The sequence below is a fragment of the Marinoscillum sp. 108 genome (assembly GCF_902506655.1).
GTDB lineage: Bacteria > Bacteroidota > Bacteroidia > Cytophagales > Cyclobacteriaceae > Marinoscillum > Marinoscillum luteum.
This window is the reverse complement of the sequence record NZ_LR734808.1, coordinates 2,192,230-2,217,434: the sequence shown is the minus strand read 5'-3', so window position 1 is coordinate 2,217,434 and position 25,205 is coordinate 2,192,230. Positions and strand designations below refer to the sequence as shown.

At 48.1% G+C, this 25,205-nt stretch carries 19 protein-coding genes; 15 read left to right on the top strand and 4 right to left on the bottom strand.

The annotated features are described in order from the left end of the window. The first annotated feature begins 16 nt into the window (after positions 1–16). The 6 genes from GV030_RS09040 (at position 17) to galE (ending at position 7,124) form a co-directional block, all read left to right on the top strand. The gene (locus tag GV030_RS09040; protein WP_159581916.1) at positions 17–1,504 is read left to right on the top strand and encodes an aryl-sulfate sulfotransferase; all 1,488 of its coding nucleotides are present in this window, start codon (positions 17–19) and stop codon (positions 1,502–1,504) included. Then, the gene (locus tag GV030_RS09035; protein ID WP_159581914.1) at positions 1,501–2,541 is read left to right on the top strand and encodes a sulfotransferase; all 1,041 of its coding nucleotides are present in this window, start codon (positions 1,501–1,503) and stop codon (positions 2,539–2,541) included. The genes GV030_RS09040 and GV030_RS09035 overlap by 4 nt, the downstream gene beginning before the upstream one ends. A 10-nt stretch (positions 2,542–2,551) precedes the next feature. Further along, on the top strand, positions 2,552–3,751 hold the full coding sequence (gene chrA, locus GV030_RS09030; RefSeq protein ID WP_159581912.1) for a chromate efflux transporter: 1,200 nt from the start codon (positions 2,552–2,554) through the stop codon (positions 3,749–3,751). Between the two features lie 176 nt (positions 3,752–3,927). After that, positions 3,928–5,094, top strand: a complete 1,167-nt coding sequence (galK, locus tag GV030_RS09025) for a galactokinase (protein ID WP_159581910.1) — start codon at positions 3,928–3,930, stop codon at positions 5,092–5,094. A 1-nt stretch (position 5,095) separates the two neighbouring features. Continuing rightward, the gene (locus GV030_RS09020; RefSeq protein WP_159581908.1) at positions 5,096–6,130 is read left to right on the top strand and encodes a UDP-glucose--hexose-1-phosphate uridylyltransferase; all 1,035 of its coding nucleotides are present in this window, start codon (positions 5,096–5,098) and stop codon (positions 6,128–6,130) included. Next, positions 6,123–7,124, top strand: coding sequence for a UDP-glucose 4-epimerase GalE (gene galE, locus GV030_RS09015; protein ID WP_159581906.1), 1,002 nt, complete (start codon positions 6,123–6,125; stop codon positions 7,122–7,124). Before GV030_RS09020 ends, galE begins: the two co-directional genes overlap by 8 nt. Positions 7,125–7,145: 21 nt before the next feature. Here galE and GV030_RS09010 read toward each other — a convergent pair whose 3' ends face one another. The 3 genes from GV030_RS09010 to GV030_RS09000 form a co-directional block, all read right to left on the bottom strand. Further along, entirely contained in the window at positions 7,146–7,526 is a 381-nt protein-coding gene (locus GV030_RS09010; protein ID WP_159581904.1) for an SRPBCC domain-containing protein, read from the bottom strand. A gap of 77 nt (positions 7,527–7,603) precedes the next feature. Continuing rightward, complete coding sequence (locus tag GV030_RS09005; RefSeq protein ID WP_159581902.1) at positions 7,604–11,056, bottom strand: starch-binding protein; 3,453 nt, start codon at positions 11,054–11,056, stop codon at positions 7,604–7,606. 371 nt (positions 11,057–11,427) lie between these two features. Next, a complete protein-coding gene (locus tag GV030_RS09000; protein WP_159581900.1) occupies positions 11,428–13,302 on the bottom strand; it encodes a helix-turn-helix domain-containing protein in 1,875 nt (624 codons plus the stop codon). A 296-nt stretch (positions 13,303–13,598) separates the two neighbouring features. Between GV030_RS09000 and GV030_RS08995 the strand changes: the two genes are divergently transcribed. After that, positions 13,599–15,122, top strand: a complete 1,524-nt coding sequence (locus GV030_RS08995) for a carbon-nitrogen hydrolase family protein (RefSeq protein WP_159581898.1) — start codon at positions 13,599–13,601, stop codon at positions 15,120–15,122. A gap of 21 nt (positions 15,123–15,143) precedes the next feature. Here the strand turns inward: GV030_RS08995 and hemN are convergent, their stop codons facing one another. Continuing rightward, positions 15,144–16,538, bottom strand: a complete 1,395-nt coding sequence (gene hemN, locus GV030_RS08990; protein WP_255465263.1) for an oxygen-independent coproporphyrinogen III oxidase — start codon at positions 16,536–16,538, stop codon at positions 15,144–15,146. 104 nt (positions 16,539–16,642) lie between these two features. Here hemN and GV030_RS08985 point away from each other — a divergent pair, with 104 nt between their 5' ends. The 8 genes from GV030_RS08985 to GV030_RS08950 all read left to right on the top strand — a co-directional run bounded on the left by GV030_RS08985 (position 16,643) and on the right by GV030_RS08950 (position 25,140). Further along, complete coding sequence (locus GV030_RS08985; protein ID WP_159581896.1) at positions 16,643–19,060, top strand: heavy metal translocating P-type ATPase metal-binding domain-containing protein; 2,418 nt, start codon at positions 16,643–16,645, stop codon at positions 19,058–19,060. Positions 19,061–19,164: 104 nt separating this feature from the next. Beyond that, on the top strand, positions 19,165–19,371 hold the full coding sequence (gene ccoS / locus GV030_RS08980) for a cbb3-type cytochrome oxidase assembly protein CcoS (protein ID WP_159581894.1): 207 nt from the start codon (positions 19,165–19,167) through the stop codon (positions 19,369–19,371). Further along, on the top strand, positions 19,319–21,505 hold the full coding sequence (gene ccoN, locus GV030_RS08975; RefSeq protein WP_159581892.1) for a cytochrome-c oxidase, cbb3-type subunit I: 2,187 nt from the start codon (positions 19,319–19,321) through the stop codon (positions 21,503–21,505). The genes ccoS and ccoN overlap by 53 nt, the downstream gene beginning before the upstream one ends. A 2-nt stretch (positions 21,506–21,507) precedes the next feature. Beyond that, positions 21,508–21,699, top strand: coding sequence for a cbb3-type cytochrome c oxidase subunit 3 (locus GV030_RS08970; RefSeq protein ID WP_159581890.1), 192 nt, complete (start codon positions 21,508–21,510; stop codon positions 21,697–21,699). After that, on the top strand, positions 21,686–22,576 hold the full coding sequence (locus GV030_RS08965; protein WP_159581888.1) for a cbb3-type cytochrome c oxidase N-terminal domain-containing protein: 891 nt from the start codon (positions 21,686–21,688) through the stop codon (positions 22,574–22,576). Before GV030_RS08970 ends, GV030_RS08965 begins: the two co-directional genes overlap by 14 nt. Position 22,577: 1 nt before the next feature. Further along, positions 22,578–24,002: a cytochrome c oxidase accessory protein CcoG gene (gene ccoG, locus GV030_RS08960; protein WP_159581886.1), complete on the top strand. Its 1,425-nt coding sequence runs from the start codon at positions 22,578–22,580 to the stop codon at positions 24,000–24,002. Between the two features lie 20 nt (positions 24,003–24,022). Further along, positions 24,023–24,460, top strand: a complete 438-nt coding sequence (locus tag GV030_RS08955; RefSeq protein WP_159581884.1) for a FixH family protein — start codon at positions 24,023–24,025, stop codon at positions 24,458–24,460. Further along, positions 24,457–25,140: a sulfite exporter TauE/SafE family protein gene (locus GV030_RS08950; RefSeq protein WP_159581882.1), complete on the top strand. Its 684-nt coding sequence runs from the start codon at positions 24,457–24,459 to the stop codon at positions 25,138–25,140. The genes GV030_RS08955 and GV030_RS08950 overlap by 4 nt, the downstream gene beginning before the upstream one ends. The last annotated feature ends 65 nt before the right edge of the window (positions 25,141–25,205 follow it).

The window sequence follows — 25,205 nt, the reverse complement described above, 5'->3', positions numbered from 1 at the left end:
GGGCTTCTGCTGTACCATGCTCAGTAGACTATATATTTTCGCTTTAGCCCTGTTGATACTTGCCTGCGCCCGAAGAGGTGAGGAAGGGGTGTGCTTTATACCTCATGAGATTGGCACTATAGAAATATATCAACGACCGGATAATTCTCTCCGTGTCGGAATAGATGTGCAGACCAATCCAGGCAAAGATGTCTACGTGACCTATTGGGAAAAGTGCGATTCTCGTTTGGAATGTAATGACAAGAAGTACTACTCAGACCTATCCTCAGCAGACACCCTTCATCACCTCGTGTTGGTGGTTCTTAAGCCTGCTACCACTTATGAATTCCAGGTGGTGGTGCAAGATGAGCTTTGCAAGACACTGAGCAGCACCTACGAGTTCACTACCAACCTCCTCTCCCCCTGGGTTCCGTATTTCCCAAAACCAGATAGCATGAAGCAGGTATCCTTTTCTGGGTATGTGGCTTTTCAGGCCAGAAAGGATCAGGGGTACCTCCTGATGATCGACGATACCGGCGAACTGGTGTGGTATCAGAAAGCACCAATGAATGTGAAGGTTTCCAAATACACCTGGAAGAATACTTTCTTGTCTATCCTGAGTGACGATACGCTCCGTTTTTCTTCGGGCAATCACATCGCAGAGGTAGGCTTGGATGGAAATGTGCTGTTTGAGGTAGAGAAAGGTGAAGGGGCTTTTAATAAGACAGTTCATCATGAGATTGATTTCGATGAGAATGGGAATATCATGAGTCTGACTTATGAGCAGGAGGTTGTGGACCTCTCTTCAGTAGGAGGAGGGAAGCAAGACATAGTTCGTGGTGATGGTATTCTTATTTATGATCCTGTCAAAAATGAAAAGGTATGGGAGTGGTCCGTTTTCGACGTATTTTCCCCACTTGACTATGCCAATATTTTGAATGAACGCGGAGATTGGTTACATGCGAACGCCCTGGTGAAAGACACCCTCGGGAACTACCTCATCTCCTTTCGAAACTGTAGCCAGATTTGGAAAATAGATGGAGTAACCGGCGCGCTCATTTGGAGGTTGGGCAGAGGAAGTGAAGATTTGTTCCTTCCTGAAGATTTCCTGTTCAATGGTCAGCACAATATTCATTTTGATACGGAGGGTTACCTTGTGATTCTGGACAATGGAAACAGGCATGCTCAACCCGGGGTAAGAAACGCAAATCCCGACTACCCAGCCAGATCAAAGCCGGTTTCCAGAATGCTCACACTCCACATAGACGAGGAGACCCGAAAGGTAGATGTTGTGGGAGAAGTAGTGTTCCCAGAGGTGTATATGACAGAGTCTCAAGGCAGTGCCGGGAGAATTTCAGATGAACTTGTACTTTTCAATAGCTCCACCAAGAATATCCTCTCTTTTGTTAATTCGAAAGGAGAGAATCTGGGGAGTCTGCTACTGGAGTATCCGTCTTATCGGGCACAGTATATTCCGGATTTGAACCATTCAAAAGCTTATGTGAATAAATTTATTGAAGAATGACTAAAGACAAAATAATACCTATTCAACTGATTGGAACACAAAGATCTGGGTCCAACCTACTCAGGCTTATGCTCAATCAGCTCACGGAGATCACTGCACCGCATCCTCCGCATATATTGAAGACCTTTGTGCCATTGATGGATCGATATGGAGACCTTTCCATCAATGTCAATTTTCAAAATCTGATCAACGATGTATGCAAGTTTGTAGAGTTAAATCCGGTAAAGTGGAATGATTTGTCTCTTGATCGGGATCTTATCTTTGACCAGCTTCAGCATTCCAGAAACATATATTCCCTTTTCGAACACATCTATGCAAGATATGCATCTTCCAAGGGAAGCAGGTTCTGGTGCTGTAAAAGTCTGACGAATGTTCATTTCGCTGAGGAACTGCACAGCCACGGAATCAAACCGTATTATATCCACCTTTATCGCGATGGTCGTGATGTAGCTTTATCATTTAAAAAAATCATGGTGGGTGAAAAACATACTTATCACCAGGCGAAAAGCTGGAAACGTGATCAGGACCAGGCGCTCGCCATAGGAGAGAAGCTGGGGTCTGAGCGGGTGATCAGGGTAGCTTATGAAGATCTCATCACCAATCCTGAAGCGCAACTCTCCAGAATTTGTGCCTTTTTGCAGATCCAATTTAAGCCACAGGCCCTTGACTACTTCTTGTCAAGAGATTCGCAGGAAACTGCTTTGTCGGGCAAAATGTGGCAAAATGTCACCAAACCTGTGCTTCGTGGCAATATGTGCAAATACTTAAAGGAGTTGCCCAGGGAAGACGTCCTTATTTTTGAGGCAGTGGCTGGTACTACACTTGACCGACTAGGGTATCCACTTCATTATGGTGACACAGCCAGAGCGGTTACTTTTTCAGAAGTTGATTTGATCAACTTCGATCGGGAGAATGAGTTTCTGAAGAAACGGGCAGTGGAGCACTCGGATCCACTCGATAGAGCTAAAAGAATGCCACAGGAGCAACTCCTCTCACGGATCAAATTGGCTTTTGAGCCGGTCCCTCTAACTGATTAACCAAGCTCCTTTGAACCAACTCTCAGAAAGACGAATAAGCCTGTGGCAGCTATTGATTTCCGTTCTAAAAGTGGGGAGTATATCGTTTGGTGGATATATGGCACTGGTTTCCATTTTACGTGATGAGCTGGTAGACCGCAGGCGGGTGTTGAAAGATGAAGTGATTATGGATGCAGTGGCACTAGCTTCTATTTTTCCTGGCCCTCTGGCTGTCAATATCGTGATATACGTTGGTTATAAGCTGAGGGGAAAAGCGGGAATGCTCATTGCCTTTACCGGTATCATTTTACCTGCTTTCGTGTTGGTTTACATACTCACCTACCTCTATTTCGAATATGGAGATGTCCTCAATGTAGAACCCATCTTTAAAGGAGTCATGCCGGCGGTCGGTGCCATTATCCTATCCGTGGCTATTAAAATGACCAAATCGCACATCAGACACAGGGTGCAGGTGCTATTACTACTGATTTCTATTGCGACTTTGTTGACCTTTACCGGTTTCAAAACCATCATTGTACTCGTGGCAGGAGGAGCCATTCTGGGCTACTTATTTTTTCGGCATGAGGTTCAGGGTTCTAATGATTTGAATGAAATACCGGTCTCACGATTCAATGGAAAAGATGTACAGGTAGTGGCTCTGGCCTTGGTTGCTGTAGCCGGGGTGCTACTGGCTTTAGCGCTCTTTGGTGAGAAGAGTATGGTTCTCCAGCTGATCTCGGTTTTCAGTGCCATGAGTCTGAGTCTGTTCGGTGGCGGGTATGTGTTTATCCCTATGATGCAGGAGGTAGTGGTAGAGTCACTGGGATGGTTAAGCAATGCGGAATTTATTGATGGCATTGCTCTTGGACAGGTGAGTCCGGGGCCCATCATGATTAGCTCGGTTTTTATTGGCTACAAAGTGATGGGGATTACTGGGGCCTTGGTAGCCACAGCTGCGATGTTTTTGCCCTCTGGTATTCTGATGGTGGCGGGTTCACAGATGATATTGCGTCATTCGGATTCCATACTATTTAAATCCGCTATGAAAGGGGTCTATGCGGTCACCATCGGGATGATCTTCAATGCTTGTGTGAAGATCGGAATGGGCCTGGAAGTAGATGTGGTTCCAATCGCTATTTTCCTTGTGGGTTCTCTGTGCCTGATCAGGTATAAGATGAACCTTATCTATGTAATATTGAGCGCGGGCTTGGCCGGGAGTTTTTTTATGTAACGACCGAAGAGACTTCTGAATAGTTAGAGAAGCTACTGATGCCATGTTATGACCATCAAGGGATGGTTCTAATGTTTTTTACCCAAAAATTAATAAACGTCAAATAAACGTTTATTATATTTGTGAGGTGGAGTGAGCAGTAGATTCATTCTTAAACACCGACTTAAACCTCTTCTATGAACGACCTATCTCAAAGGGTAAGCAGTCATTTTGCGGAGCAATTTGGAGCCAAACCAGTGCTGGTTCGCGCTCCTGGCCGCATTAACCTCATCGGCGAGCATACTGATTATAACAATGGCTTTGTCCTGCCTGCGGCCGTGGAGCACGCCATTTTTTTTGCCATTGGTAAGTCAGATAATGCAGACAGGTGTAGTTTGATTTCTCTTGATTTTGAGGATCGATATGATTTTGACCTGGCAGACATGAAGCCGCTAGCCACTGACTCCTGGCAAAACTATATCCTCGGTGTGGTGGCAGAAATACAGAAGTCGGGCCGCGAAGTGGCCGGGTTCAATTTGGTGTTCAGTGGGAATGTGCCTCGAGGATCGGGTATGTCGTCTTCAGCAGCCCTCGAGTGCGGCACTTGTGCCGGGCTCAATGAGCTGTTTGAGCTGGGTATTCCCAAAGTGGATATGGTGAAGATGTCTCAGATGGCTGAACACCATTATGCCGGAGTAAAGTGTGGGATCATGGATCAGTTTGCGAGCATGATGGGCGCCAAAGATCAGGCCCTGCTACTGGATTGTCAGAGCCTGGAGTACAGGCATTTTCCCATCGGGCTGAATGACTACTCACTGCTCCTTTGCAACTCCAACGTGACGCACAGTCTGGCGAGCTCCGAGTATAATGTGCGCAGGCAACAGTGTGAAGCTGGGGTGTCAGGCCTTCAGAAGAGATTTTCAGGAATCAGTTCATTGCGGGATGTGAGCATGGACCAGTTGAATCAGGTGCAGAGCCAACTGGATGAGGTAGTCTATCGCCGCTGCAAATATGTGATTGAAGAAAACGCCCGGGTGAATGAATTCACCACAGCACTGACGCAATCAGATCTGATAAAAGCAGGGGAAATCCTGAAAAGTGCTCAGAAGGCCATGAAGGATGAGTATGAGATCACTTGTCCGGAGATAGACTTTATGGCCGATTTTGCCAATGCACATGAGGACATACTGGGCGCACGAATGATGGGGGGTGGCTTTGGTGGATGCACGCTTAATCTGATCAAAAAGGGTCGGGAAGCCGCTTTCATCGAGGCGCTTAATGAGGCGTATATGGATCAATTTAATCAAGAGATCACACCCATTCAGGTTAATATCTCCGACGGGGTTTCTCTAATCAAGGTATGATATGAAAGCATTTGACAAGCCACATAAAAGATACAATCCACTCACTGATGAATGGGTGCTGGTATCACCCCACCGGACCAAGCGGCCCTGGCAGGGAAAGACGGAGGAGGTAGAGGAGACGCGCCGACCCACACACGATCCATCCTGCTACCTGTGTGCTGGCAACGAGCGCATGGGAGGACAGCACAACCCGATGTATGAAAGCACTTTTGTCTTTCAGAATGACTTTGCAGCGCTACTGGAGGGAAATGAGCAAATGGAAACCTCCAAAGGGTTACTGCGCATGCAGGAAGAAACGGGTCTTTGCAAGGTGATCTGTTTCTCCCCGGATCACTCACTCACCATGCCCGAAATGACCATAGAGTCGCTGACGGAGGTGGTGAAAGTTTGGAAGCGTGAGTTTGAAGCGCTGGAGCAGATTTCTTATATCAGGAATGTTCAGATTTTTGAAAATAAGGGATCCATCATGGGCTGCAGCAACCCACACCCACATGGGCAAATCTGGGCACAGAGCTCGGTCCCTAATGAGATTGCCAGGAAAACCCGGACACAGCAGGCCTATTATGTAAAACATAAGCGGAGCTTGCTGGAAGATTACCTGGAACAGGAACTGGAGGATGGTTCACGAATTATTTGCAGGAATGAGCATTTTGTTGGTCTTATTCCGTTTTGGGCCGTTTGGCCATACGAAACGATGATTATTCCGGTCAGGCATTTTCAGGCGATTACGGATATGACCATCGAGGAGGAAGTTGCTTTTGCAGACATACTTTCAAAAATCACCATCCGCTATGATAACCTCTTCAAGTGCTCTTTTCCCTACTCGGCAGGCATGCAGCAGCGACCTACCGATGGGCAATCACACGAAGGATGGCACTTTCACTATTCTTTTTACCCACCACTGCTCAGGTCTGCCACAGTGAAGAAATTTATGGTGGGCTATGAAATGTTTGCCAACCCTCAGCGGGATATTACCGCTGAGCAAGCGGCCGAAACCTTAAGATCACTTTCTGAAAAGCACTACAAAAATGGATAACACAAAAACGATATTGGTCACCGGCGGAGCTGGTTACATTGGCTCACACACGGTGAGGTTATTGGCGGGGCTGGATTATCACATTGTGGTCCTGGACAATCTGGTGTATGGTCACAAGGAGGCAATTGTCAATGACTCGGTAGAGCTGGTTCAGGGGGATATTGGGGACGAGGACTTGTTACAGCAGCTCTTTAAGAAACATCAGTTTTCAGCGGTACTGCATTTTGCGGCTTATGCGTATGTGGGAGAGTCGGTATCTGATCCTCACAAGTACTATGTGAACAACGTGGCCAGGCCACTGACCCTGCTCAAAACCATGGTGGATCATCAGTGCCTGAAGTTCATCTTTTCTTCCACCTGTGCCACTTATGGCAATCCGGAGTATGTTCCGTTGGATGAATCACACCCACAAAACCCTGTGAGTCCCTATGGAAAGAGTAAGTTCTTGCTGGAGCAAATGATCAAAGACTATGAGACAGCCTATGGGCTGAAATATGTGTTTCTTCGCTATTTCAATGCCAGCGGTGCATCAGAAGATGGGTTGATAGGAGAAGACCATAACCCGGAAACTCACCTGATCCCGCTAATCCTGGATGCAATCACTGGGGATCGTGCGGCCATCAAGGTATTTGGTACGGATTACCCCACACCAGATGGCACTTGTGTGCGGGATTATATCCATGTGAATGACCTGGGAGACGCCCACATCAAGGCCCTGGAATACCTCAACAAAGGAGGGGAGTCGTTGGCTTGTAACCTGGGCACCGGGTTTGGCTACTCAGTGATGGAGGTGATCAAGGCTGCCGAGGAGGTTACGGGGATGCCGGTGCCTTATGAGCTGGCAGAAAGAAGGGCCGGGGATGCAACTGAGCTGGTGGCTAATGCCAAGCTGGCACTGGAAAAGCTGGGCTGGGATCCAAGATACAAGGAGATTTCAGCCATTATACAGACTGCCTGGAACTGGAAAACCGGAACGAGAAAAGGGAGGTTCTAATCCTTCAAACGAGGGGTGAAATTACTCCTGGTAAAACTCTGTGAGTTCTTTCATATATACTTCATGCCATCCATCCACTATGTCATCATAGTCCTGATCGGGGATGTTGGTGTGATTGACCTCTATGGAAGTGCCCTTTTTGTGAAGGTGAAATTTCAGCGTCACAATAGAGGGCGTGTCCTGCTCCCCAAAGTACCACTGCTGACGGATCATTTTGCCCTCTTCAAATTCCAGGTTTTTACCCAGGATGCTTCCATTCCATAGTGAAAACTCTGAATCCACCTCAGGTTTGAAAATAGCCGGGGATCCTGTCCATAGTTCTATGGTTGGTTTGAAGGTAAGCGCGGCATACACTTCTTCGGGTTGTCCCGCTACAATGAAATATTTTTTAAAATCCGCCATTGATGACAAAGGTAGGACGTAAATAAAAAAAGGATGCCTATTGGCACCCTCTTTTCACTTAACCAGTTATTTCTTCTTTACTTCACGAGCATTCTTTTGATCAAAGCGCCCTCACTGCTGATGATTTTGTAGAAGTAGATTCCAGGCTCAAATTGGTCTGCGTTCAGGATAAACCGATGTTTGCCGCTGGTGAGTTCGTGATCTACTATGGTCATCACTTCTTTACCATCCATGGCATATACCGAGAGTCGGACATTTTGGGTCTTATTCAGGCTCATTTCTATGGTGGTAAAGTCGGTAAAGGGGTTGGGGTAGTTTTGACTGAGTGAAAACCCAGCGTTTTCCACTTTCGGGAAACCTTCAGATGTTCGGGCAGAGCCTGACCAGCCATTGTTATACCAGCCCTCTCCGCACCTGGACAAGTCCCCGGTTTGTGCGCCTCCATTGTCATTGAAGACGATGCTGGCACAGGTGGCATCCGCTATGGTGTATGACCACCAGCCATTGCCATCGTTGGTCATTTGTGCGCCAGGCCAGGTGGTACCAGCCACGGAGGATGGTGTCACATTCCAGTAATGCATTTTGGCAGTGCCCCAGCCGGAGGGCTTTTGATAGTGAATGGTCAAGCCGGCAGAAGTGCCCGGTAGATCATCATACCAGGTGCCATCCATGTACCAGCCTTCTCCACACCGGTAGAGATCTGCGGTTTGGCTGGCGCCATTGTTACTGAAAATCAAATTGGAACAGGCAGCATTACCTATGGTATAGCTGTACCAGCCATCGGCCTCTGCCGTCATGGTTTCTCCGGGCCAGGTGGTCGTCTGGCCGGAGGGAGTCGCTCCCCAGAAATAGACCTCAGGGCTGGTGTAGCCATTTGGCTTGAAGTGCACGATGAGCCCGGAAGCGGGTGGCTCAAAAGTAAAAGCTGCACTCACTATTGTGGAGCTGGCACCCTGACTGTCCACTGCCAGCGCCTTGATGGTAAGATCATCAGAGACTGAAAGGGCTGTGCTGTATACGCTGGAGGCAGTGGTTGGTGTACTACCATTCAGGGTATAGTAGATGGTCGGGTTCGGATCCGAATCGTCAGTAGCGGAGAGGGTCACACTCACATTGTCGCCATCCGTGAAAGTGCCACCCAGTGGGGAAATGGAGACTACCGGTGGTTGATTGGTGGTGACCCGGGGATCCGTATCGTTCCATACTCCATTGATGTCATACCACCCATCTGAGGAGCGGGAGAGGTCTGCGGTTTGTGCGCCACCATTGTCATTGAATACTATATTGGCACTGCTGGCATTGGTGAAATCATATCGGTACCATCCATTTCCTTCTGAGGTCATGGTCGGACCAGGCCATGTGCTGCTGGCACCGGAAGGTGATAGGTTCCAATAGTGGATGTTGGCGGTAGACCATCCGGAAGGTTTCTGAAAGTAGACCGTGATTCCTTCTATCGCCCCAATGGTATAGGTGTGCGAAAGCACGGTTGATTGTCCACCCTGATTGTCCACTGCCATGGCCTTCAGTGTGGAGGTGGAGCTGATGGTGAGTGCACCACTGTATACTGCACTGGAAGTAGAAGGCGTGGAGCCATCTAAGGTATAGTAGATGGTATTGGGCGCATGCTGTGAGCTTGCCGAGAGGGTGACCTGCACGGGGTTGCTATATACACCTCCGGAAGGGTTAGCACTCACCACAGGCTGGCTGGACCCTGAGCCTGCCTGGAAGAAACCTACGCCGTTTCCGCCGATCATTCCTGGTCCGTTGAGTACATAGATACCCGCCGACCCTGACTGTACAGTGAAGCTCAATGATCCATTCGAAACGTTCTGTTCGTTGCCGGTGACCGCATCCCGATAGATACCATTGGTAAGTCCGGAGAAGTTGAAAGTGGCGGAGCCGTCCTTAGCCAGTCCTACGGCTACTTCACTGCTACCATGCGATCTTACATAACCCACACCATTTCCTCCTGCATTTCCATCCCACCTCCAGGCGCCCTTCTGCAAGGCCGGAATCGCCCTGCGCATGGCATTCAGTTTTTTGATGTGCTGATAGATAATGTGGTTGGGTGCGTTGGCAAATTCTGCTCCATAGTAGGCGCGGCCCGTTTCGTCAATCGATTTTTCTATACCTGTGGCATCGTGGATGTCTGCGTATTCTCCTTTTTTAAACTGGATTTCTGTACCGTAATAGACCACCGGAATCCCTCGCCAGGTAAACATAAAGTTCATACAGGCGGCGAGGTTCTCGGCACTGCCACCATATCTTCGGTTCCAGTCGTTATTTGGGCCAAAGTCATGGTTATCCAGCCAGGTGAGCAGGGTAGATGGGTCGCTGTACAAGTGATCGTATCGGGCCGCGGCCTGCACATTGGCAAAGCTTTCTCCTGACTCGAATACACCATGGAAGGTGGCCTCCGCATAGAAATCCAACACAGCGATATCCGAATTTTGAGAAGCGCCTACAGCACCTCTCCAGGTGTACCAGTGTGGGTTGATTTCTTCCACATTATGGAGTTCATGTCTTTTCTGAGCTACTTCTCCGAAAATGAAAAGGTCTGGATTCACTGCATGAAAAGCATCTTTGAAAGCCAGTACATCGTCTTTACTCATGTGTTTCATGGTGTCCCAGCGGAAGGCATCCACCCCCATATTGATGAAGGTGGTGTAGGCGGCGATCAGGTAGTTTTGGACCACAGAGCTTCCGGTATTCAGGTCGGGGGTGTCTCCCGCCAATGCCCGGTTGTAAAGGTTCTCCGTATCATCCCAGCCTTGCGCGAATCCGTTTCCGGAGTGATGGTACCAGTTGGGATCTGAGGTGTCCACATAGGATTGGGTGCTCGGCCAGTTATAGTTTTGCAGGTTTTGATTGTAAGGTGCAGGCATGGTTGGGATGTTGGCCCGGCTCCAGATCTTACCATCGTCCGGATTGGGGGTGATACCATCGTACTCCCAGTTGGGGTTGGGCTGGAGCGTATTGCCATTGGAGTCCTGCCCCCATGGCTGGTTGGGGTCGGTGTTGTACTTGATTTCGGCCTGACCTTTGATTCCAAATCTACCCGCATGGTTGGTCACAATGTCGAGGACGATCTTCATGCCGCGGGCATGTACTTCATTGATCAGGTCCTGAAAGGTGGCGCCTGGTGACTCCAGTCTGGGGTCTACCCGGGTAAAGTCCCATGCGTGGTACCCGTGATAGTCCAGCGGGCTCCTGTTGTGGACGATGGGCGTGATCCAGATGGCTGTGAAGCCCAGGTCCTGAATGTAATCGAGTTTTTGGATGAGCCCTTTGAAATCACCCCGCCAGGTAACATCCTGAGGATCGGTAATAGAAGGACGCACATTGGGGTCAGGGTCATATGAACTCCACTCATTGGGTGCATTGTTGGATGGATCTCCGTCAAAAAATCTGGAGGTAAGGAGGAAATAGATCGTTTCCTCCCGGAAATCCACCTGTCCGAAAGAGAGATGAGTAGACAGGCAACTCATCAGAATGATCAAAGCAAGGGTTGCTTTTCGCAAAGTGTACATAGGTTGTTGGTTTGGTTGAGAATAACTTTTGAGTCCATGAGTTTCCTCACGGTACAACACAAGCTTACCCACACCACACTTCCCAATCGGCACATGTTATCACTTGGGCGCTGTCAGTCCTTTGGTGAAAGTATCATTTCATGTTTTAGCACTTGGTTTATTTCTCTAACCAGCTAGTATACAGTTGGTTGGATTTGATAAGGAATAAGCCATTTATCCAATGAAAAATCTGAGGGATTCATTAAGTACCACCATCTTAAAAGTGTTTGGTGGTACTTTATTAGTGAATTATGAGATTGGAAATATGGTAGGGTTATGAGAGCCTTATATTAATATATTGAAAATCTATCATGTGTTTTATTGAAACTACTTCAAACCCATTTCATTTCCTCGGTAGTTCCTTCATGAATCATTTGCTTGTGGTACTCGCGGGGAGTATGTCCTTCCAGCTTTTTAAAAGCCCGGTTGAAGGTGGTTTTGGAACTGAAGCCTACCTCATAGGCAATGGCCAGAAAGGTGAGGTTTTTATGGTCGGCCTGATTCACCAGCCGCTTAAATTCCTCGACCCGGTAGAAATTGACAAAGTCATAAAAATTTCGATCGAATCCTTCATTGATCACCCGCGAGAGTGCATGGGTGTTGGTCTCGATCATTTCTGCCAACTCCAGAAGGGTAAGCTTGGGATTGAGAAAGGGTTTCTCATTGAGCATGAGCTGGTGGAGCTGTTCTTTCAGGTTGTTTACAGACTCATCACTCAGACTGGAAAAACGATATTTTTCTGAGGTTTCGGAGATCCTGAAGAGCTCTGGCTGGCTGAGTGCAAAGTAGGCCACCAAAAAGGGGGTGCCTGCGAAAAGGATCCAGGTGAGGTCTGAAGTGGTATCGGTAATCCTGATGGTGTCCATCTCTCCGAACAAGCCAGCTCCGCCGATGAGGTATGTGGCCAGCCAGGTGAAGAGGCAGATGCTATAGAGGGTAAGTAAGCTGTTGAGGTAATAATGACTTTGATCGAACGACTGTGTGTTATCCATTTTCTCAGTGTAAATCTTGAGAACACGCAGACTTCTGAGCCAGTAGATGAAGTTATAGATCAGGCCGATACCTGCGGTCAGGGCAAACAACCAGTGAAATTCCCGATTGACCATTTTATCTATGAAGGTCTCCCGATCCAGGACGAAAAGCGGAATATAGGTAAGCATGAGAATACCGGCCGGAATGAAACTGATCCACTTGCTCATGGAGATTCGCGGCCTCACGGCCAGAAGCGACTGAAAGTAAAAATACAGGAGGGGAGCAATGGTAAAATAGACCATGTCTGGCAGCAAAACGAGCCGGGGCTCCCAGTGAAACATTTGGCGATAGTTCATGAGAATCCTGGCTGCAGAAGCGATAATGAACAGGGCCAGGGCCAACGAAAGGAACCTGTTGGCTTGCACATTGGCATTGACCATCCAGTTGAAGGCAACCAGCAGCAGGAAGGCGATTACCGAAGCAATGATGAGGATGAAATCATAATAATTCACCTTTGATCCTGAGAAATCTTCCCAGGTTTTGATGGTGGCATAGAGCATCACTGGTCCACCTTCGGTTCTGCGGTATTGTCTGTTGCCAATGGCTCGGCCGTCGCTACCTCCTTCCACGGTCTCCCAGGTGCCTCGGGTAAATTTATATTCTAAGTGATCCGGAGCACCCTTGAGGGTATAGGTGTAGGTATTGTCTTCGAGTTTGCTGAATTTATAATCAGGGTTGCCGGGCTCCCATCGGTTGAAGTTGCCGGTGAGGTAGATGGTAGCGTCTATGGGTGTATTTTCCGGTAGGGATTCGATGACAAAAGTGTAAGTGTCGCTGCTTTCCAGGTCTTCCCAGGTTTTTATTTCATCCTCCACAGAGGTGATAGCGTTTCCGGTGTGAAGGAGCTGCCTGTTTTTTTTGATTTGACCAAAGTCATCCCCCTCTACAGATGGCCATGTGCCGCGGGTATACTTGTACATCAGCGTATCCAGAGGCGTGGAAATTTGTAGGGTATAAACGCCTTCCGAATTGGGGTGTAGTTGATACATCCTGTCTCCGGCTATCCAGTTGTTGAAGTTTCCGGCAGCATATAGTTCCGCATTGGCAGGGGTATTGGCGGGCTGCGAGATTACCTGAAGTTGATATTTCTTATCCGTTTGCGCATCTGCCCTGAAGGTGAAGAGTAAAAATACTAGTGAGATCAGGAAAACTTGAAGCAAATGAGTTGGGCGCATTTGGGGTTGGGGTTGAGGCTGTATGGTTAATTCAAACGATTGAAAAAACATGACAGCCTGATTGTTATCTATTTTGGATTCATTACCAGATCGGCCGTGCCAAATCTGTCAGATGAATATAAGAAAAAGGAAAGGAAATGGTAGTATAACGCCATTTAAACCTATCAGCACCGGCATATCTTTATACTTCATAATGACCTTTCTTTGTATAACTTTCTCGGAGTAATGGAGGAGATGCCAAAAGAATCATGTAACCTAATCTTAAACTCACGTCTTAACCTGAAAATCGATCAGCTATGAAAAAAATCAAACAAGTAGAGGTAAGAAACATCCGAATGGCTGACTATCAGGAGCTCAAGGATGCCATGATAGAGGCCTACAGCAGCTGGCCCGGCATTTTCTGGGGGGAGGAATACATCAACAAGCTTCTGGAGATTTTCCCCGAAGGTCAATTTGGAATCGTGGCAGACGGCAAAGTAGTGGGTTGTGCACTGGCCATCATAGTTGATTATGGCAAGTTTGGAGACGAGCACACTTACAAAGAGATCACCGGCAACTACTCCTTTGACACCCATAACCCTACGGGGGATATTCTGTACGGGATAGAGGTCTTTATCCGACCAGACTACCGGGGGTATCGCTTGGGCAGGCGCCTCTATGATGCCCGAAAGGAACTTTGTGAAAAATTGAATCTCCGTGCGATCATTTTCGGTGGCCGAATCCCGAATTACCATAAGTATGTAGATACCCTGAAGCCAAAGGAATACATCGATCGGGTGAAGTTTAAGGAGATTCATGATCCCACACTGTCCTTTCAGCTCTCCAACGACTTTCACGTAAAGAAGCTCCTGACCGACTATATGCCGGGTGATGAGGAGTCCATGGAATTTGCTACCCTCTTGCAATGGGATAATATCTATTACAAGCGAAAAGGAGCCAATAAACCTGAGTACAAGCCAGTGGTCCGCTTGGGGCTGGTACAGTGGCAGATGCGACCGTACAATACCATGGATGAGCTTTTCCAGCAAATAGAATTTTTCATCGATGCAGTCTCCGGGTACAAAAGTGATTTTGCACTCTTCCCGGAGTTTTTCAATGCGCCACTTATGGGGCAGTGGAACAATCTTAGCGAGCCTGCTGCCATTCGTGAGCTGGCCGCTCATACCGAAAGCATTCGCGATCGGTTCGTCCAGCTGGCCATTAGTTACAACATCAATATTATCACTGGCAGTATGCCTTTGATGCGTGACGGCAACCTCTACAATGTGGGCTATCTCTGCCGAAGAAATGGGGTATGGAGTCAGTTTGAAAAAATACAGGTCACTCCAGATGAAGTGAAATTCTGGGGGATGTCGGGAGGCAAAGGGATTCAGGTGTTTGATACGGATTGTGGTAAGGTGGGTGTTTGCATCAGTTATGATGTGGAGTTTCCCGAGATTCCGAGGATGATGGCTGCCCAGGGGATGAAACTACTTTTTATCCCCTTCCTGACAGATACACAAAACGGATACTCAAGGGTGAGAAACTGCGCTCAGGCACGGGCTATAGAAAACGAATGTTACGTGGCCATGGCCGGTTCGGTGGGCAACCTGCCCAAAGTGCACAACATGGATATCCAATTTGCTCAGTCCGTGGTGTTCACTCCATGCGATTTTGCCTTTCCGGTTAATGGAGTGAAAGCGGAAGCCACGCCCAATACAGAGATGATCCTGGTAGTGGATGTGGACCTTGACTTACTCAAAGAACTGCATGAATCGGGGAGTGCACGCAATCTGAAAGACCGGCGCACAGATTACTACGATTTGGTGCTGAAGGACTGAGAGCGTTAGTCACTCTCATGATCATAGGGTTTGGCTGAAGGAGGCTTGCTGGCTGGAGCGCCAGAGTCGGGCGTCCAGCGCCATGCAGATATTTCGGATAAAGGGTTTGCCAGCGTCATTGATTTTGATCCCGGTATCAGTCCATTGAATAAACCCATCCGTCACCAAAGTAGCCAGGAGGTTGGTATTGAAGCCAAAACCAATCTCCAATAGCTCAGAAACCTCCCATGTGGTTTCAAAATTACACATGAGATTCAGAATATGCCGCCGGATGATCAAATCTTCTGTGGTGAGCTGATGGCCTCTGGAAATGGGTAGTTCATTTCGGTCGAGGCGCTCGTAATACCTGCTCAACAGTTTTTCGTTTTGACTAAATGCCGTCCAGCTGTCGCTGATGGAACTCATACCCAGCCCAATCAGCAGATTGGTGTCTTGGGTGGTATAGCCCATAAAGTTGCGATGAAGTTTACCGGTGGCAAAGGCTTCATAGAGGCTGTCGGTAGGCAGTGCAAAGTGGTCCATGCCAATGTCATGATAACCATTGGCCATCAGTGCTTTCTTGCCGGTGGCATACATGCTTTGCCTCTGGGCTGGGCTTGGAAGGTACTGTTCGTAAGACTTTTGAGCAGCTTTGACCCAGGGCACATGGGCGTAGCCATAGAAAGCAATGCGATCTGGCTTTAAGGCAATGGTCTGAGCGATGGTTTGAGCAATCCCTGAGATTGTCTGCTTAGGGAGACCATAGATCAGGTCGTAGTTCACACTGGTGAATCCATAGGTACGAGCAAGCGCTGTGACCTCTTTCACCTGAGAGAAGGATTGTTTCCTGTTGATGATTTTTTGCACTTCCTGATCGAAATCCTGAATGCCGAGGCTCATCCTGGTAAAGCCCAATGCAGCCAGCGTCTTCAGGTGTTCCTCTGTCGTGTTATTGGGGTGTCCTTCAAAGCCAAATACGAAATCGTCAGAAAGGGTGGCCTCATAAGTGAGTCCGTCGATCAGGGTTTTGAGGTTTTCTGCTGAGAAAAAGGTGGGGGTGCCACCTCCCAGGTGAATCTCCCTGATGATGGGTTGACCTCCGAAAGTGGCCAGGTAGAGTTTCCATTCTTTCAGTAAATAGGTGATGTATTTGCTTTCTATTTTGTGGTTTTGGGTGATCCGGGTTGTACATCCACAGTAGGTACATAAGCTTTCGCAAAATGGGAGGTGAATATACAGGCTGATTTCTTTACCATTTCTCCAAAATCCATCACTGACCGCTTGCTTCCAGCGACTTTCGGTGTGGTCTTCTGTATGCCAATGGGGGACGGTAGGGTAGCTGGTATAGCGTGGGCCTGGGACGTTGTATTTTGAAATGAAATCTTGCATGTAACAAAGAAACTCGGGCGAAGGAGGTTTATTCCTGATAATGATCATTACCAGTGCTGATTTTGGTTGTTTTCACTTTCAGCGTTGCGGTGGCATAGCAACACATGATTAATGTCAGTTATAAGCCTGAGTACTGTCAGACCCTGACCTGTTTGAGCAAATTAGTTTTGTGGGTGCCTGAAGTATATATGACATCATCTGCCCGGATTTCTCCAAAATTACGTTGCCATCATTGCGGCACCTCGTGTGAGGAAGACCACATCGAATATGAAGACAAGGATTTTTGCTGCCATGGCTGCAGGGCGGTTTATGAGTTGATCGAGCACAACAATCTGGGTGCATACTATCAAAACAGGGAGCTGCACGCTGGTAGGGTAGCCGAGGAAAAGGAAATTCACAAGAAATACTCATTTCTGGATCAGAAAGAGGTGAGCGAGGGGCTGCTCCATTATTCAGATGCCAACCAGTCTGCAGTCAGGTTTTCTCTGCCGGGCATTCATTGTAGCTCTTGTATTTACCTGCTGGAGCACCTGCCCAAGTTAGAAAGCCGTATTTTCTCCGCCGAGGTTAACTTTCTCCGAAAGGAAATCACCATTCTTTTCTCTAAAGCAATTACCCTGCGGGAGGTGGCCATCATCCTGGCTACATTGGGGTATCCGCCTGCTATTCATCTGGACAGTGTGGAGGCGCCGAAGCCCAGAAAGTCAAATAAGCAGGTATTGCGAATAGCAGTGGCGGGTTTTTGCTTCGGCAATAGTATGCTGATGAGCCTGCCTGAGTATCTGGATAGCGCATTTCAGGCCGAGGAGTCATTCAGGCACTTGTTTGGTTGGATCAATCTGTTTTTATCGATTCCAGTGGTCTTTTATGCTGCTCAGGAGTACTACAAGAGTGCCTGGAGAAGCATCCGGCATGGATATATGAATATAGACGTACCCATTACCCTGGGTATTTTCACACTTTTTGTCAGGAGTGGATATGAGATACTATGGGCTGCGGGTCCGGGCTATGTGGACTCCCTGGCTGGTCTTGTCTTCTTTTTGTTGTTGGGCAAATGGTATCAGAGCAAATCATATGAGGCCCTGTCTTTTGAGCGGGATTATAAGTCTTATTTTCCCGTTTCGGTAACGCGGGTGGTCAGTGGCCAGGAGGAGCAGGTATTGGTGAGAGATTTGAAGCCAAACGACTGCATCGTTCTTCACAATCAGGAGTTGATCCCTGCCGATGGTATTTTGCAATCCGGTAAAGCCAAAATTGACTACAGCTTTGTGACGGGAGAGGCTGATCCCATACCTGTAAGTGAGGGGGAGCGCGTGTACGCGGGAGGCAGGCAGTTGGGTGGGCAGATTGAAATAAGTCTGGAAAAAGCCGTGAGCACCAGCAAACTCACTCAGTTATGGAATAATCAGACCTTTGCCAAGACTGCCAATCCCTATGACAACCTGATAGACAAGGTGAGCAAGTACTTCACTGTGGTGATCCTCATACTTGCCCTGGGCACAGGAATATACTGGAGTGTGGCAGATCCTTCCAAAATATGGGATGCCGTTGCTTCCGTGCTGATTGTGGCTTGCCCGTGTGCACTGGCGTTGGCCTTACCCTTTGGCCTGGGACATGGCATGCGGATACTCGGTCACCAGGGTGTTTATCTGAAAAATGCCGGTATTATTGAGCAGATGGCTAAAACCGAAACGATTGTCTTTGACAAAACGGGGACGCTCACCAAAAATAATCCCTCCAAAGTAAGTTATCAGGGCGCGGAGTTAAACCCTATACAACTATCCCTTCTCAAAACGGCCTGTGCCAATTCTGCCCACCCTATCAGCAGGCTTATATTAGGCACCATTGCGGAGAGTGTGGAGAAGATGGCCATCACAGATTTCAATGAGCAGGTAGGAAAAGGCTTGCGGGCTGAGATAGCTGGTCATGTAGTGAAAGTGGGATCGTCGGCATGGATCAATCGCTCCTCCAATACGGTACAGGAGACCACGGCCTATGTGGACATAGACGGTGTTTTTATTGGGTTTTACAGCATCAGGGCAGAGTATCGTGCCGACATATTTTCTGAACTGAAACATCTGCGGAACGACTACAGACTTTGTTTGCTTTCTGGAGATAATGCGTCTGAGGCACCCACCCTGGCTCCATATTTTGACCAATGGGCATTCAATCAAAAGCCAGAAGAGAAGCTGTCCTTTTTACAAGGGCTTCAAGGTCATACGCTGATGATTGGTGACGGGCTGAACGACGCTGGAGCACTCAAGTCTGCCAGTGTGGGATTTGCAGTGTGCGAAGACATCCATCAGTTTAGTCCCGCCTGTGACGCGCTGGTGGAAGCTGACTCACTGAGCCGAACGGGCAGCATCCTTAGGTTTTCCAAAGTGGTCATGCGTGTAATTGTGGCCGCATTGGTGATCTCTTTTGTGTACAATATTATAGGGCTGTCCTTTGCCGTTTCGGGCCACCTCACCCCGGTGGTCTCGGCCATCCTCATGCCCATCAGCTCAGTTACGGTGGTGGCATTTATCACGCTGGTGATAAATGGGATCTCCAAAAAGTACTTTCGGTGAGGTTTTTTGAGGTTTTCTTTTTCTCCACTGACAAAAATCAGTCGAACGATTGAAAACGCTCATAAGATGGGGTGACTCATCCTCGTAATCTTGCTTTGATAATTATGAGTGTAATCATCGTCTTAATCGGATTCAGCATCACAGTAGCCTTAGGGTTCTTGTTCGCTTTTATATGGGCTTCAGGAAGCGGTCAGTATGATGATGACTATACCCCTTCTATCAGGATACTTTTTGATGACGAACCAAATCAAACTTTCTATGTCAACAACGACTCTCACCAACCCGCCCGAAGAAAAGGGGACGGTAAATAATGGCCTGGATACGTTTTACTATGACAACTCAATCGTAAGGATGTTCCTTATTGCCACCACTGTTTTTGGGGTGGTGGGGATGAGCGTTGGGTTGCTGGCAGCGTGTCAGTTTTTCTGGCCAGAGCTCAATTTCGGATTGCAGTATACCACTTTTGGGCGGATCAGGCCTTTGCATACCAATGCAGTGATTTTTGCATTTGTGGGCAATGGTATTTTCATGGGTGTTTACTATTCTCTGCAGCGACTTTGCAAGGCCCGGATGTTCAGCGACCTGCTGAGTAGAATCCATTTCTGGGGGTGGCAGTTGATCATACTCGCTGCGGCCATCACCTTGCCATTGGGATACACCACAGGCAAGGAATACGCTGAGCTGGAGTGGCCGATTGATATTGCCATAGCCATCATCTGGGTGGTCTTTGGGATCAATATGTTTGGTACCATCCTCAAAAGAAGGGAGCGCCATTTGTATGTGGCCATTTGGTTTTTCATTGCCACTTTCGTGACCGTAGCGATGCTCCATATCGTTAATTCGTTTGAGCTGCCTATCAGTTTCATGAAAAGCTACTCGTGGTATGCTGGTGTGCAGGATGCATTGGTACAGTGGTGGTATGGGCACAATGCGGTCGCATTTTTCCTGACCACCCCATACCTGGGATTGATGTACTATTTCATCCCCAAGGCGGCCAATCGTCCGGTTTATTCCTACCGCTTGTCCATTATCCACTTTTGGGCACTCATATTCATTTACATCTGGGCAGGCCCCCATCATCTGTTGTACAATTCCCTGCCTAACTGGGCTCAGTCTTTGGGTACGGTTTTTTCCATCATGCTCATTGCTCCGTCTTGGGGCGGGATGCTCAATGGACTGCTGACACTGCGCGGGGCCTGGGACAGAGTGCGCGAAGATCCTATTCTGAAATTTATGGTGGTGGCAGTTACCTGCTACGGTATGGCCACTTTTGAGGGGCCAATGCTTTCCCTGAAGAACTTCAATGCCATCGCTCACTTTACTGACTGGATCGTGGCGCACGTCCACGTAGGGGGACTCGGATGGAATGGCTTCATGACTTTTGCCATGCTCTATTACCTCATTCCCCGGTTGTACGGTACGCAGTTGTTTTCTAAAAAACTTGCCAATGTACACTTCTGGGTAGGAACCATGGGCATTATCTTCTACACCCTTCCTATGTACTGGGCAGGCTTTGTGCAAAGCCTCATGTGGAAGCAGTTTGCACCGGAAGGCACCCTGGTCTATAGCAACTTCCTGGAGACTGTGACTCAGATCATGCCTATGTATATGCTGCGGGCATTTGGTGGTGCCCTGTACCTGACAGGGGTTTTTGTGATGGTTTATAACCTGATAAAAACCGCTCAGGCTGGTACGTTCATAAGAGAAACAAAGGCTGAGGCAGCCCCACTTACGAAAAATTACCGTCCTGCGAAATCCGAACATTGGCACAGACGAATTTTTGAATGGAGGCCTATTACCCTGCTGGTATGGAGCCTTGTGGCAGTGGCTATCGGGGGGATTATCGAGATTGTTCCTACATTTTTGGTGCAATCCAATGTGCCCACCATCACAAGTGTGAAGCCCTACACCCCATTGGAACTGAATGGTAGGGACATCTATGTACGTGAGGGCTGTTATACCTGTCACTCTCAGATGGTGAGGCCTTTCCGATCAGAAACCGAGCGGTATGGTGAGTATGCCAAAGCGGGAGAGTTTGTTTATGACCACCCGTTTCAGTGGGGGTCTAAGCGTACCGGGCCGGATCTCCTGAGAGTCGGTGGTAAATATCCCAACAGCTGGCATTACTACCACATGCTGGATCCCGCGAGTATGTCTCCGGGTTCTATTATGCCACCTTATCCATGGCTCTTTGAGCAAGACTGGGAAAAAGAACTCCTCCCTAAAAAGATCACCGCGATGCAGACGCTGGGAGTGCCATACGCCGAAGGCTTTCAGGATGAAGCCGTAGCAGATGCTGAGCAGCAAGCCAAATCCATCTCGGATGACCTGGCGACTCAGGGAGTCAGGGTAGTTCCTGACAAAGAAATAGTGGCGCTAATTGCTTATTTGCAACGGGTGGGTACAGATATTAAGAACATTGGTGAAACCAAAAACGAACAGTAATCATGCTAAAATTTGTAAAACACCATATGGAGACCATTGCGGGAATTGAAGTATTCCCCCTGATCTCACTGATCATTTTCTTCGTTTTTTTCCTGGGGCTTTTTATTTACGTCCTTAGGTCAAACAGAAAGCAAATAGATGAAATCTCCAGGATACCACTGAATATAAACGATGAAAGCGATGAACTACTCTAAATCCGTATTGATACTCCTCTCCATACTGGGCGGGCCGGTGATGGTGCAGGCACAGGATACTGCTTCAGATTTTTATACCTTATATCAGGTGGAAATCGTGCTGACCGTAGGGGCACTGGTGGTTGTGGTAGCGCTTTTGGCGCTCTACACTTCCCTGTATGCTTTGTCGGCCATCATGGGAGCCAAGCACCAGTCTGCTCCGGTAGTGCCCGCCGAGGGATTCTGGAGCCGCATATGGCATAGGTTGAATAATGCTGTGCCTTTGGAGGAAGAAGCTACGGTAATGACCGACCACTCCTATGACGGAATCAGGGAGCTGGACAACAAACTTCCACCATGGTGGCTTTATGGTTTTTATCTCACCATTATTATCTCTGTCGCCTACATACTCCATTTTCATGTATTGGGAACTGGCGCCCTGCAGGACGAGGAATATTACACCGAGATGGAGTTGGCCAATGCGGAGGTGGAAATGTATCTGGCGTCCCTGGATAATCTTATTGACGAATCCTCAGTGACCATGCTCAATGCATCGGAAGATCTTGCTGTGGGGCAGGACCTGTTTGTGTCGAAGTGTGCAGCATGTCATGGGCAGCTGGGTGAAGGTGGTGTAGGGCCCAATCTTGCGGATCAGTATTGGATTCATGGGGGTGATGTTCAATCCATTTTCAAGACCATCAAATATGGTGTGCCGTCGAAAGGGATGATTTCATGGCAGGCTCAGCTAAGTCCGAAGGAGATGCAGCAAATTTCCAGCTATGTGTATACTCTGGAGGGCACCAATCCACCCAACGCTAAAGCGCCTCAGGGTGAGCTTTTTGAGCGGGAGGCGAGTGTTCCATTGGATAGTGTAAAGGTGGCCACTGCCGGCAGCTGATATGACACCCGATATCACCGATTTATATAAAGAACAAGAAGAAGAGGCCTCTTATCGAGACCACATTTCTACCGTGGATGAGGCTGGTAAACGGGTGTGGGTCTATCCCAAAAAGCCCAAAGGGAAATTCACCAATTACCGTATGCTGGTTAGTATACTGCTGCTGGTATTTCTTTTGGCTGGTCCCTTTATCAGTATAGATGGAGAGCCACTCCTTTTGATGAATATCCTGGAGCGGAAGTTCGTTATTTTCGGTCAGGTTTTTTGGCCTCAGGATTTTCATCTGGCCGTGATCGGAATGATCACCACTGTGGTTTTTATCATCCTGTTTACCATCGTTTTCGGTCGGATTTTTTGTGGTTGGCTGTGTCCGCAGACCATTTTTATGGAATGGGTTTTTCGTCGGGTGGAGTATTGGATAGAGGGCGATTATATGAAGCAAAAGAAGCTGGATCGCCAGGCCTGGGATGTTGAAAGGATTTGGAAAAAAGGGAGTAAGCACTTCGTTTTTCTGGCCATCAGTACAGTGATCATGCACACCTTCATGGCCTATATCATTGGGGTGGATCAGACCTGGCTGCTGATCCAAAGCGGGCCTGCAGAAGAGCCAGTGGCTTTTGTGGTGATGGTGGCACTTACGGGAATGTTTTACGGGGTTTTCAGTCGCTTGCGGGAGCAGGTGTGCACCACCATATGCCCATATGGCAGGCTGCAGGGCGTGTTATTGGATCGCAAGAGTATAGTGGTGGCCTATGACTATCAGCGTGGCGAAACCAGGGGTAAATACCGAAAGGGAGAAGACAGGGAGGCACTGGATAAGGGAGACTGCATAGACTGTAAGCAATGTGTGTATGTGTGCCCCACGGGCATAGATATCAGAAACGGGACTCAGCTGGAGTGTGTGAACTGCACGGCGTGTATGGATGCCTGTGACTCCATTATGGATGCTATCGGTAAGCCTAAAGGGTTGGTGAGGTATGATTCGGAGGATCATATTGAGACAAAGACCCCCTTCGTGTTTACGGGAAGAATGCGGGCATACTCCCTGGTATTGCTGGCACTGATGGGAGTGTTGGTGACCTTGTTGATGATCCGTTCGGACCTTGAGACCACCATCCTGCGCACACCGGGCATGATGTATCAGGAACGACCAGATGGTGCCATTTCTAACTTGTATCAGCTAAAAATGCTTAACAAATCGAATAACATTTATCCGGTGAAATTGGAACTAATGGAGCCTTCAGGAAGAATAGAAATGGTGGGTGAGGATATTGTGCTCAGGAAGCAGGGCATGGAAGCGGGTGCATTTTTTATCATTATAAATCCCGAAGAGTTGGATGGACTAAGCACTTCAGTTGAAGTGGGTGTGTTTTCAGACGGAAAATTATTAGAAACGGTAACGACAAGATTTTTGGGGCCTTCCTGAACTAATTAAATGAAAAAGTTATGAAATGGAATTGGGGAAAAAGTATAGTGTTGGCATTCGTGCTGTTTTGTGGATTTATCAGCTCCATTGTGGTAGCAGCATTTCAGCAGGATTTTGATCTGGTATCTGATACCTATTATCAGGATGAGCTCGTCTATCAGGAGCGGATCCAGGAACACATTAATCTGGCTCAAAGTGGAGCAAAGGTTTCGATCACTCAGGAGGGTAGGAGTGTGGTTTTTAGCTTTCCTCAGGAGTTTTCAGGAGCGAAGGGAGAAATTCACTTTTATCATCCATCCAGATCTATTTTTGATCGGAGCTTCAGTATCTCACTCAATGAGAAAAGACAGCAGACCATCTTTGGAGAGGAATTAACCAAGGGACGGTATAAGGTGAAGCTCACATGGACCAGTGGCGGGGTAGGCTATTTTCAGGAAGAAGGAATATTCATTAGATGATCGCGGCGTTTGTGATCGGGCTATTTGGGAGCGTTCACTGTGTGGCCATGTGTGGGCCACTGATGCTCACCTTTACCGGTACGAATGGAAAGAATACGTTTATTTCCTTTGGTTTGTATCACTCGGGCAGACTTCTTTTCTATGGTTTTATTGGAGCCATATTCGGATTGTTAGGCTTTTCTGTGCGGTTTTTCGAGGTGCAGCAATATCTGTCCATCCTCCTTGGTGCCACCATTCTTGTAGTTTACCTCTTTCCCAGAATCAGAACCAGGATAGAAGGGGCCTATCACCGCTCATGGTTTTTTCAGTCTTTGAAAAATGTGCTAACCAAGTATTTCAGCACACGCATGCGTTGGTTTGCTGCCGGGCTCCTCAACGGCGCCCTGCCTTGTGGTTTGGTCTATCTGGCTGCTGCCGGAGCACTCCTTTCGGGGGGATTGACGGGAGCTTTTTTCTATATGATTTTATTCGGATTAGGCACATTGCCCATACTGGCGGCTTTTCGCTTCGTCTCCCACTATGTGCCTGGGTTGTCCCATCGGTTGAACAATCTGATCACTCCGGTGGGGCTGCTTGCCGGGATTGTATTGATCTCCCGGGGGGTTCTTGCTGTGGCGCCGGATGTGAACCAATTGATCAAGGCGCAAATCATGCAGGTGATGACAGCCTGCGGGATTTGACTCCCTTAGGGAGCTGATAAAACTGGGTGGATATCAAATCACCAGCCACAGACATAGGCGCATAC

Bases quoted from the DNA above. Each gene is read 5' to 3' on its own strand.
- GV030_RS09040 (WP_159581916.1), top strand. From the start codon at position 17: ATGCTCAGTAGACTATATATTTTCGCTTTAGCCCTGTTGATACTTGCC.
- GV030_RS09035 (WP_159581914.1), top strand. From the start codon at position 1,501: ATGACTAAAGACAAAATAATACCTATTCAACTGATTGGAACACAAAGA.
- galK (WP_159581910.1), top strand. From the start codon at position 3,928: ATGAACGACCTATCTCAAAGGGTAAGCAGTCATTTTGCGGAGCAATTT.
- GV030_RS09020 (WP_159581908.1), top strand. From the start codon at position 5,096: ATGAAAGCATTTGACAAGCCACATAAAAGATACAATCCACTCACTGAT.
- galE (WP_159581906.1), top strand. From the start codon at position 6,123: ATGGATAACACAAAAACGATATTGGTCACCGGCGGAGCTGGTTACATT.
- GV030_RS09010 (WP_159581904.1), bottom strand. From the start codon at position 7,526: ATGGCGGATTTTAAAAAATATTTCATTGTAGCGGGACAACCCGAAGAA.
- GV030_RS09005 (WP_159581902.1), bottom strand. From the start codon at position 11,056: ATGTACACTTTGCGAAAAGCAACCCTTGCTTTGATCATTCTGATGAGT.
- GV030_RS09000 (WP_159581900.1), bottom strand. From the start codon at position 13,302: ATGCGCCCAACTCATTTGCTTCAAGTTTTCCTGATCTCACTAGTATTT.
- GV030_RS08995 (WP_159581898.1), top strand. From the start codon at position 13,599: ATGAAAAAAATCAAACAAGTAGAGGTAAGAAACATCCGAATGGCTGAC.
- hemN (WP_255465263.1), bottom strand. From the start codon at position 16,538: ATGATCATTATCAGGAATAAACCTCCTTCGCCCGAGTTTCTTTGTTAC.
- ccoS (WP_159581894.1), top strand. From the start codon at position 19,165: ATGAGTGTAATCATCGTCTTAATCGGATTCAGCATCACAGTAGCCTTA.
- ccoN (WP_159581892.1), top strand. From the start codon at position 19,319: ATGTCAACAACGACTCTCACCAACCCGCCCGAAGAAAAGGGGACGGTA.
- GV030_RS08970 (WP_159581890.1), top strand. From the start codon at position 21,508: ATGCTAAAATTTGTAAAACACCATATGGAGACCATTGCGGGAATTGAA.
- GV030_RS08965 (WP_159581888.1), top strand. From the start codon at position 21,686: ATGAACTACTCTAAATCCGTATTGATACTCCTCTCCATACTGGGCGGG.
- ccoG (WP_159581886.1), top strand. From the start codon at position 22,578: ATGACACCCGATATCACCGATTTATATAAAGAACAAGAAGAAGAGGCC.
- GV030_RS08955 (WP_159581884.1), top strand. From the start codon at position 24,023: ATGAAATGGAATTGGGGAAAAAGTATAGTGTTGGCATTCGTGCTGTTT.
- GV030_RS08950 (WP_159581882.1), top strand. From the start codon at position 24,457: ATGATCGCGGCGTTTGTGATCGGGCTATTTGGGAGCGTTCACTGTGTG.